Here is a 16,324-nt window from a genome sequence, read left to right as displayed (position 1 = left end):
AGATGTGTATAAGAGACAGGCCTCAACGTACGTCGCGCAGTTCCCAATGGTGGCCGGCCAGCAGGCGCAGGCGCTGCTTGAACACGTCACTGTCGATGCGGGTGGTGGCGACCAGGTTGATGCGCAGGTCCTTCTGCTCGCCGGTCACGGTGGCATCCGGATCGGTCACGCCCCACTGCGGTTCCACCGCATCCGGGTCAGGCTGCTTGGCCTTCCAGCGCTCGAACAGCGTGCCGTTGCGCAGGGCGTCCTGCAGCTCTTCGGCGAAACCGGCGGCGCCCTGTGAATGGAAGGACAGGTCGGGGTCATTGCCGCGGGCCTTGGACGGGTCGGGCAGGCTGATGTGGTACTGCGCAGGCATGGAGTTCTCCTTGAAGTGCGGCAAGGCTGGCACAACCGCGGTGGAATCGATGTGCAGATTCCGGCCGCGGCCAGCGCTCATTCGAACCGATGCGGCCCATCGGCGAAGCCCACGGTGACCGCGCCCTTGCCGACGTTGACCATGCCGGTCAGGCTCATCACCGATTCGTACACGGTCACGCCATGGGTGGCGCAGACCTCTTTCAGCTGTGCATAGCCGGGCAGGGTGCGCAGCTCTTCCAGCTCACCGCCGTAGCTGACGCACACCGTCGGTGTCATCAGCCCGGCACGAACCCGCTGGCCGACCACCGCGAACAACTTCTGCACGGCGTTGTCGAAGCCCTTGATTTTGGCCACCGGCCCGGTCTCGCCGCGGTAACCGTGCAGCACCGGCTTGATGTCCAGCGCACTGCCCAGTGCGGCGCTGAGCAGGCCGACACTGCGGTCGCCCTTGTGCCGCGCACGCGCGCGCATGTAGTACAGGTCACGGGTGACCATGTAGCCGTGCACGTTGCTGGCCAGCTCCTCCAGCCGCTCGCGGATCTGCTGCACGCTGGCGTTGCTGTCGCGCAGGCGCACCGCTTCCACCGCGGTCACCGCCTGCGCGGCGAACAGGTTCTGGGTGTCGAGCACGCGCAGCGCGAACGGCGAGTTGTAACCCGCCGCCTGCCGCACCGGCTTGTAGTCGTTGAGGATGGCGAAGCTGGCCTGCAGCGCGTTGTCATGGATGGGGCTGCGGGTCTTGGTGATGGTCATGCAGAACACGTGGTCGTAATCGATCACCAGCTGCTGCAGGAACAGGTCGCGGATCTGGTTGACGCTGAAGGGGATGGTTTCCGCTTCAGCACCGTGTTCGGCCACGTGCGCGTGCAGGAAGCTCAGTGTGGCCTGTTCATCGCGATGATCGGCCAGCACCGCTTCGCCGATGCGTACGGTGATCGGCAGCAGCACGATGTTGTGGGTGGCGATGAAGTCCGGCGGCAGGTCGCAGGCCGAGTCGACGACGATTCCGATGCGCATCCGCGGCTCCCCCTCCAGGGCGGTTGTAGGTTCGGAAACGTGAAATCTATCTCAAATCCCAGCCAGGCGCGCGAGGGAAACGCGCCACGCCCTGTTCAGCGACTGCGCTGCACCGCCACCGGCAGGGTGGCCAGGCGCAGCCATTCGGGCTGCCGCAGCAGGCCCGGATCGGCCAGCACCGCCGCCATCAGCGGGTGCGCGTCGTTGCCCCAGAACAGCTCCTCATCGATAGCCAGGGTCGGCACACCGAACACCCCGGCGCCAATTGCGGCCTCGGTGTTACGGCGTAGCTGCTCCTTCACCGCCGGGTCGGCGATGGCGCTGGCGACATCGTCAATACCCAGCTGTGCGGCCGGTTCGCGCAGGGCGTCAGGGCTGTCGGCCGCGTTGCCGTCGCGCCAGATCCAGTCGAACAGGACGTCCACCGCCTGCACGCTGGCACCCGCGGCCAGGCACAGGCGCAGGGCGGGCAGCGGGTTGAACGGATGGCCGGGCGGGAATCGCAGCGGTGTGCCCTCGGCCTGCGCGGTCCACAACAGCTGGCGGTAGATGAAGCGGCGCTTGGCCGGAATCTCGGCCGGCCCGAGGTTGCCCAGGTGATGCAGCACCGCACCGAAGGCAATCGGCACGGTCTGGATCTGCGCGAACTGCGGCAGCTGCTTCAGCTTCTGCCAGTGCAGGTAGGAGTAGGGCGAGATGAGGTCGAAGTACCAGCGCAGTGTCGCCATCGGTGTGTCCTCGTGTGCGGTCAGGGCTGCGCGTTGCGCTGCAGGTAGCGGTCACGCAGTTCGGTCTGGCGCGAGCGCATCGGCATCGCACGGCCGCCCAGCCAGACCTGCTCGGCATAGTGCGCCACGTCCAGCGGATCGCCCTCCCACAGCACCAGGTCGGCGCGCTTGCCGGGCTCGATGCTGCCGATCTGGTCGGCCACCCCGAACGCCTGTGCAGGCACCCGGGTCAGGCCGGCCAGGCCATCGGCCCACGGCAGGCCGTTGGCCACCGCGTTGCCGGCCAGCTGGCGCATCTTGCGCGCGTTGTGGGTGGCGTCGCCGCGCTGCACGAACGACACCGGCACGCCGGCACGCTGCAGGCGCGCGGCGTTTTCCAGGGTGGCGCCGATCTGGTCGAAGCTGGCCGGCAGGTTAGCCAGCACGTCAACGAACACCGGCACCTGTGCGGCGGCCAGCTCCGGCGCGACCTGCCAGGCTTCGCTGGCACCGGCGATGGCGATCTTCACCTTTTCGCGGGTGGCCCAGCGCAGCAGCTGGCGGATATCGGAGGCGCGATCCACCTCCACCACGATGCGGCCCTGGCCGGCCAGGTAGCGACTGAGCGTGCGGCGTCCGGCTGGCGTCAGCAGCGCGTGCGGCGAGTCCGCAGCCACCTGTCCGCGTGCTTCGTCGATCATCTGCTGCAACAGCATCCATTGCGCGGCGCGCGAATGCCCGGTCAGTTCGGAGGCGGCCGCGCCGATGCGCAGGAACAGGGCACGCGGGCCGATCGGATCGGTGCCGCCATCGAGCCGCATCACGCCGCCCTGGCCGGCCACGAAACCACCGCCGGTGGCCGCGCCCAGCGCGGTGAAGCCGATGCCTTCCAGGCGCGTGACCGGAATCAGCACTGAGGCCGGGTTGTAGGCGAGGGTGACGTCGAATTCCGGCCGCAGTGGCTGCTCACCGAGCTTCAGCGAACTGTCCACCGTGCTCGATTCACCCGACACTTCTTCGATACCGGTCTCGGTGATGCCACCGAACAGTGCCGGTGTCAGAGGACGGCCATTGGCCTCGACCACGCTGGCGCCGGCCGGCGCCGACAGGCCGTTGCCCACCGCGCGGATGATGCCGCCCTGCACCAGCACATCGGCGTTCTGCAGGCTGCCACGCGTGCTGGCCGTATGCACGGTCGCGTTGCGCACCAGCAGGTCCTGCGCCGAGGCTGCGGTTGTCATCAACAACAGCGCAACCAAGGTAGCGCCGGGCCATGCCCGGCGACGCTTGTTCAACACGCCCATCAGCGCACCTCCTGGCCAAGCTGGAAATCGGAACGCGGCGTCGCTGCCGGTGCACTGCGGTCGTACAACCTGCGGCCATCAATGAAGACCTGCTCGGCCAGCGCGTACGAGCTGAAGGGATTGCCGTTCCAGACCACCACATCGGCCATCTTGCCGGCCTCCAGGGTGCCGGTCTGGCCTTCAATGCCCAGTGCCTTGGCGGCGTTGGCGGTCATCCAGGTGATGGCATGTTCGGGTGTGATCTCCGGCATGCGCGCGCGGCGCGCGGACGCCATCACCTTGGCCGCTTCCTGGTTCAGGCGCTGGATGCCTTCGGGTGAGTCGGAGTGGACGATGGCGCAGCTGTTCTTCGGCCGGTCGACCAGCGCGATGTTCTCCGGGATACCGTCGAAGGCTTCCATCTTGAAGCCCCACCAGTCGGCCCACAGCGCACCGCAGACGCCGTCGGCGGCCAGCCGGTCGGCCAGCTTGTAGGCCTCCACGCCGTGGTGGAAGGCGGCTACCTTGAAGCCGAATTCCTTGGCCAGATCGAGCATGGTGGCCATCTCGTCGGCGCGGTAGCAGTGGATGTGCACGCGGATGTCGCCTTCGATCGCACCGGCCAGCGTGTCCAGCTTGAGATCGCGCTTGCCGCCGGCATCACCGGCGCTGTCGCCCTTGTCGCTGCCGAACCAACCCTTGCGCTTGGCCGGCTTCGGCTTGTTCTTGGCGATGTAGTCGGCGGCATCGATGAAGGCGGCGCGGTAGCCGGCCACGTTGCCCATGCGCGTGGCTGGGGTCACGCCCTTGCCTTCGCCATAGACCCGCTTGGGGTTCTCGCCGCAGGCCATTTTCAGGCCCCAGGGTGCACCGGGGAACTTCATCGCCTGGTAGGTCACCGCGGGTACGTTCTTGAGGGTCACGCCGCGGCCACCCACCAGATTGGCCGAGCCCGGCAGCACCTGCATGCTGGTCACGCCGCCGGCCAGTGCGGTGGCGAAGCCCGGGTCCTGCGGCCACACCGAGTGCTCGGCCCAGACGTTGGCGGTGACCGGTGCGGTCATCTCGTTGCCGTCGCTGTGCGCGCCGACGCCGGGGCTGGGGTACACGCCCAGGTGCGAGTGCACGTCGATCAGGCCTGGGGTTACCCACTTGCCCTGCGCATCGATGCGGGTGACACCGGCATCGGCCTGCAGCTGGCGGCCAACGGCGACGATGCGGCCCTCGCGCAGCAGCACGTCGGCATTGTCCAGGCGCTGGCCGGTGCCGGTCAGCACGGTGGCGTTCTGGATCAGCACCGGCGCATCGGGATGCGCCTGGTAGGTGCTGGGGTAGGGATCGGCGACGAAGCGCGAGGCGCCCACCGCCGGAGCCGTGCTCAATGAAAGCAGTGCCAGGGCTACCCCGGCGCGCAACAACGTCGATGCCATGCAGTTCCCCTTGCAGCTGGTCCAACCGCCGACGCTAGCCCGGAGGCGGCGGGCTTGCCAAGTGACCTTCTTCACAGGCCTGTCGACGGTGGCTCGACGGCACCGGCCGGGTGGCTGAAAATACCCGGTCCCCCGCCGTACCGGACTGCCCATGAAGAGCAAGCAGGAAATCGTCGACAACTGGCTGCCGCGCTATACTGGCGTACCGCTGGACCAGTTCGGCCAGCACATTCTGCTGACCAACTTCGGCGGCTACCTGCATACGTTCTCCGAGCTGACCGGCGCGCCGGTCATCGGCCTGGACCGGCCGATGGCCAGTGCCACCATCGATGGCATCACCATGATCAACTTCGGCATGGGCAGTCCCAATGCCGCGATCATCATGGACCTGCTGTCGGCGGTGATGCCCAAGGCGGTGCTGTTCCTGGGCAAGTGCGGTGGTCTCAAGCGCAAGAACCAGCTGGGCGACCTGGTGCTGCCGATCGCGGCGATCCGCGGCGAGGGTACCTCGGGCGACTACCTGCCGCCGGAAGTACCGGCGCTGCCGGCCTTCGCGCTGCAGCGTGCGGTTTCGACCATGATCCGCGACCTCGGCCACGATTACTGGACCGGCACCGTCTACACCACCAACCGCCGGGTCTGGGAGCACGACGAGGCCTTCAAGGAGCGGCTGCGGGCGATGCGCTGCATGGCCATCGACATGGAAACGGCCACGGTGTTCGCCGCCGGCTTCGCCAACCACATCCCCAGCGGCGCGCTGCTGCTGGTTTCGGACCAGCCGATGATTCCGGACGGGGTCAAGACCGAGGCCTCCGATGCCAAGGTCAGCTCCCAGTTCGTGGAAAACCATATCCAGATCGGCATCGAGGCGCTTAAGCTTATCCGGCGCAACGGCAAGTCGGTCCGCCACCTGCGCTTCGACGAATGATGATGAAGGCCGGGCGCGGGGCGTCCGGGCCTGGGAGTAGGTAATGGACGTTGCCGCGCAAGTGGTGGAATTCTGGAAGGAGGCGGGCCCTGCGAAGTGGTTCGCCCGCGACGACGCGTTCGACGCGCAGTTCCGCCAGTTGTTTCTGGATGAGCATTTCGCCGCCGCTTCGCGCGGGCGCGAGCATTGGCTGGGCAGTGCCGAAGGGGCGCTGGCCCTGATGCTGCTGCTGGACCAGTTCCCGCGCAACTGCTTCAGGGGCACTGCCCATTCCTACGCCACCGATGGCCTGGCCCGGCATTACGCCATGCGTGCCATCGAGGAGGGCCTGGACCTGCAGCTGGTGCCGAAGCTGCGCGCCTTCATCTACCTGCCGTTCGAGCACTCCGAGGATCCGCTGGACCAGGACCGCTCGGTGGCGATGTTCGACGTGCTGGGTGACAAGGAATACCTGCAGTACGCCGAACTGCACCGCGACATCATCCGCCGTTTCGGGCGCTTCCCGCATCGCAACGCCGTGCTGGGCCGCATCCCCACGCCGGAAGAACTGGATTACCTGGCCGAAGGCGGGTTCGCCGGCTAAGAAAAAGGGGACGGAGGGGATTAAGTCGTTTATGGCACAAACGACTTAATCCCCTCCGTCCCCTTTTTCAGTGCCGATCAGTACTTCGGCACGCCGTTGTCGACGTCTTCCGACCAGGCGTTGATGCCGCCGGTGACGTTGAACACCTTGGTGAAGCCCAGGGCGCGGAACTGCTCGGCGGCCTGCGCGCTGCGGCCGCCGTGGTGGCACATGAAGGCCAGTGCGGTGTCCTTCGGCAGGGCTTCCAGCGCGGCGCGGCCGTTGCCGTCGAAGCTCTTGAACGGTACGCCGACGGCTGCGATGGCGCGCTCGTCGGCCGGGCGCACGTCCACCAGGGTGATGTTGCCGGCGCGCACCAGGTCGTCGGCGTCGCGCACGCTGATTTCCTGCACCGGCTTGGGCGCATTCGGGTTGTCGATCGCCAGGCCCTTGCCGCGGATGTCGTCCACCCAGTCGATGGTGATGCCGTTGGCGCGACGCGCGCTGGCCAGGTCGAACTGCACGCGCAGGCCGTTGGACTCGGCGGCAATCGCGCCTTCGTCGTGCGGGGCCAGCTGGAAGTTCGGCTGGAAACCGGCGTCGATGGACAGCTGCAGGGCAGCGCCCGGAGCATCGGCCAGCGCGCCCTTGAGCATTTCCACGGCGGCCGGGGTGACGGTGATGCTCGGCGGGGTACGGTCCGGCGCAGCCAGGCCCAGCACGCTGCTCAGCTCGCCGCTGGCGGCCATCTGCAGCACGATGTCGCTGCCGCCGACCAGTTCGCCGTCGATGTACAGCTGCGGGATGGTCGGCCAGTCGCCGTAGGCCTTGATGCCTTCACGGATTTCCTGGTCGGCCAGCACGTTGACGTGGGCGAACTCGACGCCGAGGTCCTGCAGGGCGCCCACGGCCTTGGCCGAGAAACCGCACTGCGGCATCGACGGCTGGCCCTTCATGAACAGCACGACGCGGTTGGCGTTGAGGATGGATTCGATGCGCGAACGCAGGGCGGGATCGAGGGACATGGACGTCGGGTTTCCGGGAATTCGAATCATCAATTCTAACCCTCATGGCATCATGGGGGATGAGCAACGCAGGAACATTGCATCGCATCCCGGCCCGCCCCTGGCGCTGGCTGCCCTGGCTGGTGGCGTCGCAGCTGGTCGTGATCCTGGTCTGGGCCCTGGACGGCTGGCAGTGGGGTCTGCCGCTGATGGTGGCCAGCCACGCATTGTTCATGGTGCCGGTGTTCCTGCCCAACAGCCGCTTCTATGCGCCGGTGCTGAGCCGACTGCCGGAGGCCGGCAACACGGTATGGCTGACCATCGATGACGGCCCCGGTCCGGAAACCCGCGCCGTGCTCGACCTGCTGGACCGCCACCAGGCACGCGCCACCTTCTTCCTGGTGGGGGAACGTGCGCTGGCACAGCCGGAACTGGTCGCCGAGATTCTGCGCCGTGGCCACGACCTGGGCAATCACAGCCACAGCCATCCGCAGGCACGCTTCTGGCGGCTGGGCCCGGCGGCGATGCGCGCCGAGATCGAGGGCTGCCAGCATGCCCTGCAGGCGGTAAGCGGCCAGCCGGTGCGCTGGTACCGCTCGGTGGTGGGCATGACCAATCCGTTCGTGGCGCCGGTGCTGCAGCGGTTGGGGCTGGTCCGGGTAGGCTGGAGCGCGCGCGGCTACGACGGCGTCGGCTGCACGCCGGACGGCGTGCTGGCACGGTTGCTGCCGGATCTGCGCCCGGGCGCGATCGTGCTGCTGCACGAAGGTGCCGCCCATGGGCACAACCTGGTGATCATCGAGCGCGTGCTGCAGGCGCTGCACGAGCGCGGGCTGAAGGCGCAGCTGCCGGCCGGATAACCGGTAGCGCCGGGCCACGCCCGGCGAGCGCAGCGGCATGGATGGAATCCGCCGGGCATGGCCCGGCGCTACCGGATGCGGTGCGCCACCAGCAGCCAGCTGTTGAACGGGGTACGCCCGTGCAGCGGCCGGGGCGACGTCACCTGCAATCCGGCCTCGATCAATGTCGCCTGCAACACCTGCGGATCGGGATAGTGGCGCGGTCGTGTGCCCATCCAGCCGATCAGCCAGGCCAGCCGGTCGGCCACCCGCGTGGTGCGGTCGCGGCCATCGCCGGTGGCCAGCGGTGTACGCAGCAACAGGCAGCCGCCATGGGCCACCTGCGCGCTGGCCGCGCGCAGCAGGGCCTGCTGTGGGCCCGCGTCCAGATACTGAAGCACGTCCAGCAGCAGGACGTGCCCGGCGTGCGCCGGCAGCGGCGCCTGCACATCCACGCAGTCGAAGCGCACGTCCTGCAGGTCGGCGGCAGCACGTTGCGCGCGGGTGATCTTGCCGGCATCCACGTCCACGCCCAGGTAATGCTGGGTACCGCCGCGCTGGCGCAGCACATGGGCGAACAGGCCCAGCCCGCAGCCCAGGTCCAGCACCGGCTGCCCATCGTCAGGCAGATGCTGCAGCACGCCGTCGTACAGCGGATCGCTGCCGAGCTTGCCGCGGGTGTAGTAGTAGTCGCGGCGGCTGCCCCAAGCCTGCGCTGGCCGGAATGCTTCTGCGATCAAGCGGGCCTGCGGGGCCGTCAGGGGCGTGCAGGGCAGGGGCGGGCCGTTCCGTGGCGTGCCGTCCATCGCCTCAGTCCGTGCCGCCAAGCAGATGCGCGGCCACCGGCAGAGCGCGCGCGCTCCACAGCGCATACATCCGCGCTGAAGGATGCAGGCCGTCCTCGGCAATCATCGTCGGGTCGTCACCGTGGTCACGGCTGATATCGGTGATGTCGACGAAGGCCACGCCCTGCTGGGTGCTGATCACCTCGGCAGCCGCGTTGAACTCGTCGGTCTCGATCTCGATCGCGGCCAGGTCGCGGCCACTGCCGGCGCCGAACGGGGTCGCACCCCAATCGGGGAAGGACAGCACCAGCACGCGGCCGGCGTCACCGCCAGCGAAGCCGATCGCCCGCTGCAGCAGCGCCTGGAACTGGCTGCGGTATTCGTCCAGCGGACGCCCGCGGTACTGGTTGTTGACGCCGATCAGCAGGCTGACGAAATCGAACGGCCCCTGCGGCGCGGCCGCATCGATGCCCGCATCGAGTTCGTCGGTGGTCCAGCCGGTGGTCGCAATGGTCTGCGGATCGGACAGCTCAGTGCCCTGTGCACGCAGCGCGGCAGCCAGCTGGTGCGGCCAGCGGCCTTCGACTGCAACCGCTTCACCGATGGTGTACGAATCGCCCAGCGCCAGGTAGGACAGGGTCACAGGTCAGGCCACCGAACGGCGCGGCTTCAGCGGCACGACCTTGGTCGCGTCCTCGGCACGCCGTGCCAGCACGCGGTCGATGCGCGCGAACACATCGCGCATCACCGAGGCCTCTGGCATCAGGGTCACGCGGAAATGGTGGCGGTAGGGCACGTTGAAGCTCGAGCCCGGCACCACCAGCACGCCCTCGTTGTTCATCAGGTCCAGCGCGAAGTTGTGGTCGTCGAAGCCCTTCGCCGCAGCGCCGACCACGGCCGGGAACGCGTACAGCGCACCGGCCGGCGCGACCAGCGACAGGTGCTCGCTGGCTTCGCAGGCCTCGATTACCGCGCGGCGGGTTTCATACAGGCGGCCGCCCGGCGTGCACAGCTCGGAAATGGTGTCCGGGCCGTTCACCGCGGCCTCGATGGCGTACTGGCCCGGCACGTTGGCGCACAGGCGCAGCGCACCGAGCAGGTCCAGCGCCGCGCGGAAGTCACCCAGGCGGGCATCATCGCCGCTGAGGTGGGCCCAGCCCACGCGCCAGCCGCAGGCGCGGTGCACCTTGCTCAGGCCGCTGAAGGTCAGGCACGGATGATCACCGGCCAGCGGTGCGACCGGCTGGAACACCGCGTCGTCGTACAGGATCTGGTCGTAGATCTCATCAACCAGCAACAGCAGGTTGTGGCGGCGCGCGATCTCCACCACGCGCTCCAGCAGTTCGCGTGGGTAGCTGGCGCCGCTGGGGTTGTTCGGGTTGATCAGCACGATGGCGCGGGTGCGCGAGGACACCAGCGTCTCGATCTCGCTCGGGTCCGGCTGGAAGCCGTTCTCCGGTGCGCAGCGGTAGTACACCGGGCGGCCATCGTTGAGGATGGTCGAGGCCGACCACAGCGGGTAGTCGGGCGAGGGCACCAGCACTTCGTCGCCGGGATTGAGCAGCGCACGCAGCGACAGGTCGATCAGTTCGCTGACGCCATTGCCGAGGAAGACGCGGTCCGGGTGCGCATCGGGCGCGCCACGGCGGGCGTAGTAGCTGGCGATGGCTTCACGCGCGACCGGCAGGCCCTGCTGGTGCGTGTAGGGGTCGGTGCGGCCCATGTCGTCGGCGATCGCACGCTGAAGGTGCTCCGGCGCGCGGAAACCGAAGGCGCCGGGATTGCCGATGTTGAGCTTGATCAGCTTGCGGCCCTGCGCCTCCAGCTCCCGGGCTCGCCGCGCCAGTTCTCCGCGGATTTCGTAGCGCACTTCGGAAAGGCGCTCGCGGATGGCCAGGGGCTTGGGCGAGTTGGTGGACATGGGAGCTGGGCCGTCAAAAGGCATGGGGCTTCCATCCTACCGGAATTGCTGCAATGCATGGCAAGGGCTCCGGGCCCGTCATTGCTGGGCTGGCAGGGCGCCGGCACAGGTAGAATGGCGGCGATGACCCAGACCCCCGATTTCATCGCCCTGCAGACCATTGGCTGGCCCTGGCCGGGCCCGGCGCAGCAGGCCGACTGGCAGGCCGCGATGGCCGCACATCCGCAGGCCCGCCCGGCACGGGTGATCGAACAGCACCGCACCCACTACGTGGTGGCCGATGGCCCGGATGCGTCGATCAAGGCCGAGTCCCTCCCGGAATGGCAGCGCCCGCGCTTCCCCAGCCATGAACGGCCAGCGGTGGGTGACTGGGTGCTGCTCGATGGCATCCGCATCGTCGCCCTGCTGCCGCGGCGTACCGCGATCAAGCGCGGTGCGGCCGGCGAGCATTACCACCAGCAGGTGATCGCCGCCAACATCGATACGGTGTTCATCGTCTGTGGCCTGGATGCCGACTTCAATCCGCGCCGCATCGAACGCTACCTGCTGCTGGTCGGTGGTGGCGGTGCAGAACCGGTGGTGGTGCTGACCAAGGCCGACCAGACCGAGTACAGCGAGGATGCGCTGGCGGTGCTGGAAGAGCTGGAGATGCAGGGCATCGCGCTGCATGCGATCAACGGCCTGGATGCCGACAGCGTGGCGGTGCTGCAGCCGTGGCTGGGCCCGGGCCGCACGGTGGTGCTGGTCGGTTCCTCCGGTGCCGGCAAGTCCACGCTGACCAACACCCTGCTGGGCGAGCAGCGGATGAAGACCAACGCGGTGCGCGCCAACGATTCGCGCGGACGCCACACCACCACGCACCGCGCGCTGATGCCGCTGCCGACCGGCGCCTGCCTGATCGACACCCCGGGCATGCGCGAGCTGAAGCCGACCGGCGAAGAAACGCTGTCCGAAGGTGGCTTCGCCGACATCGAAGCGCTGGCCGCACAGTGCCGTTTCAACGACTGCAAGCACCAGCAGGAGCCGGGCTGTGCCGTGCGTGCAGCGATCGAGGCTGGCGAGATTGAAGAGAGCCGGCTGCTGAACTACTTCAAGCTGAAGGAAGAAGTGGCCGCCGCTGCCGCCAAGCTGGCAGTACGCCAGGCTGAGACCGCGCAGGAACGCGGTGGCAAGAAGGGCAAGGGCCAGCAGTTCCGCCCGGCCGGCAAGCCGCGCAGGCGTTGATCGGTATCGCGGGGTCGGATCCCATTGAACCGCAATGGGCTCTGACCCCTGCAATGAAACCCGCCTCTGCCTGCTTCGGGTGGATGCCAACTGCCCGCTCCTGGTAGGTGCCAACCTTGGTTGGCACGGATGTATCCGAAGTCCGCCTTCGGCGGATGCCAACCAAGGTTGGCAGCTACCCGATCCATTGCACCTACCAACGTGCGGGCAGGGCGCTATAGTCCGCGCATGGAACCGACTGCGACGCTGGACCGTGACGTGGCCCACCATGCAGCGCTCGATGCGCGCCTGGTCGAGGCCGTGGGAGGCATCCGCCTGCTGGGCCTGACCAGCTGGCCAGCCACGGTGCAGGCACCGTTCCTGGAAAGCGTGGCGCGTGGCCAGCCGGTACTGCCGAAGGTGGACTACCCGAAGCTGGACTTCAGCGAAGAACGTCGCGCGCTGGCCGCGATCGCCGCCGACTGCGACGACAGCCACCCGCTGGGCCACTACGTGCGGCAGTCGGCGCAGAGCTGGGACCTGGCCGCACAGCTGCTGGAAGGGCTGGGCACTGCTGCAGTCGATACCTGTTCGGTGCAGCTGTTCGGCGCCCCCGAGCAGCCGTTGCCGGGCAATGGCCCGAGTACGCGTGAGGCTGCACGCCACTTCATCCAGATCGCCGCCGAACTGGACCACGAACTGCTGGCGCCGGAAGAACAGGTGCCGGTCTCGGCCATCGCGCTGCAACTGCAGCTGCAGAACGATCTGGACGCGTTCTTCGAATCGCGCATCATCCAGGTGCAGCTCGACCCAGAGCTGGTGTCCAAGGCCGCCGCCGGCCCGACCCGCATCCGCCTGCGCACCAGTGCACGCTTCAGCGCCTACGACCGCGCGCAGCTGTTCCACCATGAAGCGCTGGTGCATTCGCTGACCGCCCTGAACGGCCGCGAGCAGCCGGTGCTGCCGAGCCTGGCACTGTCCTCGCCGCGGGTGACGGCAACCCAGGAAGGGCTGGCCACCTTCGCCGAGCAGATCACCGGCAGCATCGACATCGAGCGCCTCAAGCGCATCAGCCTGCGTACCGAAGCGATTGCGATGGCCCGCGAAGGTGCTGATTTCATCGAAGTGTTCCGCTACTTCTGCGATGCCGGGCAGAACGCTGAAGAGAGTTTCGCTTCGGCGCAGCGCGTGTTCCGCGGCGTGCCGCCCAGTGGCGGCCTGGCCTTCACCAAGGATACGGTGTACCTGCGCGGCCTGGTGTCGGTGCACACGTTCTTCCGCCACATGCTGGCCGAAGACCGCCTGCAGGTCTGCCGTTGGTTGTTCGCGGGCAAGATGAGCCTGACCGATGCGATCGCGTTCGCGCCGTTGTTCGATGCGGGGGTGCTGAAGCCGCCGCGCTGGCTGCCGCACTGGATGAGCCGGGCGAACGGCCTGGCCGGGATGCTGGCGTTCTCGCTGTTCGCCAACCGGATACGGATGGACCAGCTGGCGCCGGAATGAAATGCGTTGGCGGCCCCTCCAGCGCCTGCCTGCTATCGGTGGGGAGGAGGCGGGGCACCCTGGCCAGGACACGCAAAAGCCCATCCATGGTGCTCGATGGCGCCATCCATGGCGCCAACGGTCCTGGCCAGGGTGCCCCGCCTCCTCCAGACAGTTTCCTGCGGGCGCGGCAGCAGGCCCACCAGAGGGATTGCGTTTGAAAAGCAAAGAGCCGGGCAATGCCCGGCTCTTTGCTTTTGCTTTTCATTGCCTCCGCGCCGGCGCAGGAAATTGTCGAGCGCGGTGGGACGGGCCGAGGCAGGACCGTGAGGCGCATGGATGCGCCGACCGAGCCTACAGGGACGTACTTGCGGCGTGTCCTGCCTCGGCCCGTCCCACCTCGCCCCGCTGCGGTACTGATGCGCCGCAGCGCCCGCTTTCGACTTAGAACTCCGCCGCCACCGTCATGAACAACTGCCGCGGCGCGCTCGCGTGGATCGCATAGCGCTTGCCCTCCGGATCGGTCGGTGCGAACGAACTCAGCTGGCCCGCATAGCGCTTGTTGGTCAGATTGGTCGCGTTCAACGACACCCGCACATTGCGCAGGCCCAGGCCCGGGCCGAAATCGTAGCCCGCACCGGCGTCGAAGGTAGTCACGCCCGGCACCGACTGGTCGTTGGTGTAAGTGTAGTAGCGCTTGCCGGTGTACTTGGCACGCAGGCTGGCGAAGAAGCCATCGCGGTTCCAGCTGATTTCACTGGAGGCCATGCGCTGCGGCGTATCCACGGTGATCTTGCCGGCCACCGGCACCACCGCGCCGCCGGACAGGTAGTCGTCCTCGTAGGTGGTCTTGTTCCAGGACAGCGCGTTGTACCACTGCAGGCCGTCGATCGGCTTGAGGATGAAGGTCAGTTCCGCGCCGTAGCTCTTCACCGAACCGACGTTGATGAAGCGCGTCACGCACTCCGGACGCGTGCCGACTTCGATGCTCGAGCACGGGTTCAGCGACAGCAGGCGGTTGTCGAACTTCACGTTGTAGCCCGCGATCGACGCCTGGTACTTCTCACCGAAGGTTCGGAAGCCGGCTTCCAGGCTCTTGGACTTCTCCGGCTCCAGCCCGGCACTGGCCGCGAACGATTCCGGTGACACCTGCAGCGGGCCGCCGCTGCCACCACCGACGAAGGCGGCGATGTTCTCGGCGTAGGAGGCGAACAGCTCGTTGTTGGCGTTGAGCTTGAAGCCTACGCCCACCTGCGGCAGCACCGATTCCTTGGCGGTCAGCGTGCCCGAGGCGATGCTGGTTTCCACGCCGGGGTTGGCGGTGGCGCGCATGCGGGTGTTGGGGCTCTTGATGCCCACGTCCACGGTCAGGCGCTGGTCCAGGAAGCGCATGCGGTCCTGAACGTAGAACTGGCGCGTGCGGATGTCGAAGTCCTGGTTGAACAGCAGGCGGTCCGGGTTCTTCAGGTACAGGTCGTCCAGGAACGGGCCGCTGATGTAGTAGAAGTTGCGCGACACGTTATGGTCGTTCTGCTCGTACCACAGGCCGGCTTCCAGCTCGTGGATGCCCACCGTCCACGACAGTGCGGCGGTCAGGCCATCGCGGTTGATCGTGTAGTTGGTGCTGCGGATCGAGATCGGCAGCATCTTGTCGGTGCCCGGGTAGGACGGCTGGCCCGGTGCCCACCAGTGGCCCTGGCCACGGTTGTCGTGGTGGTAGGCCAGCAGCTTCAAGCGACCCTGCTCACCCAGGCGCAGGTCGGCATCCACCGAGTACAGGTTGTCGTCACGCAGTGCACGGCTCTGGTAGTACGCATCGTCGATGCTGGTGACGCCACCGCTGAACTTGCACTTGCTGCGGTCCAGAGTTCCCGGCGCGCAGTACGCAGCAGCCACGGCTCGATCCCAGTCCGGCGCGTAGATGTTCCAGTCATAGCCCAGGCCACGGGCCAGCATGTCCTTGGACAGGTAGGCGTAGTTGGCCTGGCTGGCGCGCGAGGTGGCCACGAACGCACCGAAACGATGGTCGCCCACGTTCCACACCGCCTTGGCGTTGAACTGGCGGGTGGTCTGGTTCTGGTACGGCGCAGCCCACATGTCCTGGTCCTGGTGCACGCCGGACACATAGGCCGAGAAGCCGTTGATGTCGCCGGTATCCACGCGCAGGTAGCCACGGCGCTGGCTGTTGTCGCCAACGGTGACGCTGGCGCGACCGCCGAATTCGGTGGACGGGTCCATCGAGAAGTACTGGATGGTGCCGCCCAGGTTGCTGGTCGAGGCCACGCCCAGCGAACCGATGCCCTGCGACAGCTCGGCGCCGGCCAGGTTCTCGGCGATGATCGCGCGGGCGATGCTCAGGCCGTTGTAGTTGCCGTAGCTGTTGTCGCCCAGCGGGATGCCGTCCAGCGTGTAGCCCAGGCGGCTCTTGTCGAAGCCACGCAGGCTGATGGTCTGCGATTCCTCGTTGGCACCGAAGGCGTCGTTGGACTGCACCGACACGCCCGGCAGGCGATCGAGGATCTTCTGGCCGCTGGTGCCCGGCGGCAGCACCTGCTTGTCGACGGCGGTGATGCGCTGCACCTGGCGGGTCTCGCCCTGGCCGATCACGGAGACGGTATCCAGCGTCTGCGCGCTCAGCGCGGCATCGGTGCTGGCGCCGGTATCGGCGGCGGTGGCAGCATGGGCGCTGGCGGCGGCGGAAAGCGCGATCGCCACGGCGATCGTCAGGTGTCGGGTCTGCATGGTGGTCCGTTGCATTGGGGGTGGTCACCGGCACGCGTGCGCGGTGCATGGCCACTAT

15 protein-coding genes are annotated in these 16,324 nt (G+C 67.7%); 5 read left to right on the top strand and 10 right to left on the bottom strand.

Annotated features, from left to right (window positions below; genetic code table 11):
- Positions 1 to 22 precede the first annotated feature (22 nt).
- The 5 genes from AC5O77_RS15030 to AC5O77_RS15010 form a co-directional block, all read right to left on the bottom strand.
- Positions 23 to 361 (bottom strand): hypothetical protein, encoded by a 339-nt coding sequence (locus AC5O77_RS15030; protein ID WP_040007100.1) that lies wholly within the window; start codon positions 359 to 361, stop codon positions 23 to 25.
- A 77-nt stretch (positions 362 to 438) separates the two neighbouring features.
- Entirely contained in the window at positions 439 to 1,380 is a 942-nt protein-coding gene (locus AC5O77_RS15025) for a DegV family protein (protein ID WP_032129875.1), read from the bottom strand.
- 95 nt (positions 1,381 to 1,475) lie between these two features.
- Complete coding sequence (locus tag AC5O77_RS15020; RefSeq protein WP_049421816.1) at positions 1,476 to 2,108, bottom strand: 2-hydroxychromene-2-carboxylate isomerase; 633 nt, start codon at positions 2,106 to 2,108, stop codon at positions 1,476 to 1,478.
- Positions 2,109 to 2,128: 20 nt separating this feature from the next.
- Positions 2,129 to 3,391, bottom strand: coding sequence for an amidohydrolase family protein (locus tag AC5O77_RS15015; protein WP_494506938.1), 1,263 nt, complete (start codon positions 3,389 to 3,391; stop codon positions 2,129 to 2,131).
- Positions 3,391 to 4,800 (bottom strand): amidohydrolase, encoded by a 1,410-nt coding sequence (locus AC5O77_RS15010; RefSeq protein ID WP_049462465.1) that lies wholly within the window; start codon positions 4,798 to 4,800, stop codon positions 3,391 to 3,393. Before AC5O77_RS15010 ends, AC5O77_RS15015 begins: the two co-directional genes overlap by 1 nt.
- Positions 4,801 to 4,951: 151 nt before the next feature.
- Here AC5O77_RS15010 and AC5O77_RS15005 point away from each other — a divergent pair, with 151 nt between their 5' ends.
- Positions 4,952 to 5,728: an AMP nucleosidase gene (locus AC5O77_RS15005; protein WP_005414446.1), complete on the top strand. Its 777-nt coding sequence runs from the start codon at positions 4,952 to 4,954 to the stop codon at positions 5,726 to 5,728.
- Between the two features lie 43 nt (positions 5,729 to 5,771).
- Positions 5,772 to 6,311, top strand: a complete 540-nt coding sequence (locus AC5O77_RS15000) for a DUF924 family protein (protein WP_006384394.1) — start codon at positions 5,772 to 5,774, stop codon at positions 6,309 to 6,311.
- A 77-nt stretch (positions 6,312 to 6,388) separates the two neighbouring features.
- Here the strand turns inward: AC5O77_RS15000 and grxD are convergent, their stop codons facing one another.
- Positions 6,389 to 7,315, bottom strand: coding sequence for a Grx4 family monothiol glutaredoxin (gene grxD / locus AC5O77_RS14995; RefSeq protein ID WP_049421809.1), 927 nt, complete (start codon positions 7,313 to 7,315; stop codon positions 6,389 to 6,391).
- A gap of 59 nt (positions 7,316 to 7,374) precedes the next feature.
- Here grxD and AC5O77_RS14990 point away from each other — a divergent pair, with 59 nt between their 5' ends.
- Positions 7,375 to 8,154, top strand: coding sequence for a polysaccharide deacetylase family protein (locus AC5O77_RS14990; protein ID WP_132810766.1), 780 nt, complete (start codon positions 7,375 to 7,377; stop codon positions 8,152 to 8,154).
- Positions 8,155 to 8,222: 68 nt separating this feature from the next.
- On the opposite strand, the gene AC5O77_RS14985 is transcribed toward AC5O77_RS14990, so the two are convergent.
- Genes AC5O77_RS14985 through AC5O77_RS14975 form a run of 3 tightly spaced genes read right to left on the bottom strand, consistent with a single transcriptional unit; the run spans position 8,223 to position 10,839 of the window.
- Complete coding sequence (locus AC5O77_RS14985) at positions 8,223 to 8,939, bottom strand: class I SAM-dependent methyltransferase (RefSeq protein ID WP_478057788.1); 717 nt, start codon at positions 8,937 to 8,939, stop codon at positions 8,223 to 8,225.
- Positions 8,940 to 8,943: 4 nt separating this feature from the next.
- Positions 8,944 to 9,561 (bottom strand): SGNH/GDSL hydrolase family protein, encoded by a 618-nt coding sequence (locus AC5O77_RS14980; protein ID WP_494506937.1) that lies wholly within the window; start codon positions 9,559 to 9,561, stop codon positions 8,944 to 8,946.
- A gap of 3 nt (positions 9,562 to 9,564) precedes the next feature.
- Entirely contained in the window at positions 9,565 to 10,839 is a 1,275-nt protein-coding gene (locus AC5O77_RS14975) for a pyridoxal phosphate-dependent aminotransferase (protein WP_005414441.1), read from the bottom strand.
- Between the two features lie 114 nt (positions 10,840 to 10,953).
- Here AC5O77_RS14975 and rsgA point away from each other — a divergent pair, with 114 nt between their 5' ends.
- Both rsgA and AC5O77_RS14965 read left to right on the top strand, forming a co-directional pair.
- On the top strand, positions 10,954 to 12,063 hold the full coding sequence (gene rsgA / locus AC5O77_RS14970; protein WP_032129866.1) for a ribosome small subunit-dependent GTPase A: 1,110 nt from the start codon (positions 10,954 to 10,956) through the stop codon (positions 12,061 to 12,063).
- 228 nt (positions 12,064 to 12,291) lie between these two features.
- Entirely contained in the window at positions 12,292 to 13,545 is a 1,254-nt protein-coding gene (locus AC5O77_RS14965; protein WP_329894164.1) for a flavohemoglobin expression-modulating QEGLA motif protein, read from the top strand.
- 423 nt (positions 13,546 to 13,968) lie between these two features.
- Here the strand turns inward: AC5O77_RS14965 and AC5O77_RS14960 are convergent, their stop codons facing one another.
- Positions 13,969 to 16,266, bottom strand: a complete 2,298-nt coding sequence (locus tag AC5O77_RS14960) for a TonB-dependent receptor (RefSeq protein ID WP_494506936.1) — start codon at positions 16,264 to 16,266, stop codon at positions 13,969 to 13,971.
- Positions 16,267 to 16,324 lie beyond the last annotated feature (58 nt).

The sequence above is a fragment of the Stenotrophomonas sp. INTA L402-1 genome (assembly GCF_059295135.1).
Note: the sequence above shows the minus strand (reverse complement) of the source record. Positions and strands in the feature narration are given on the sequence as shown.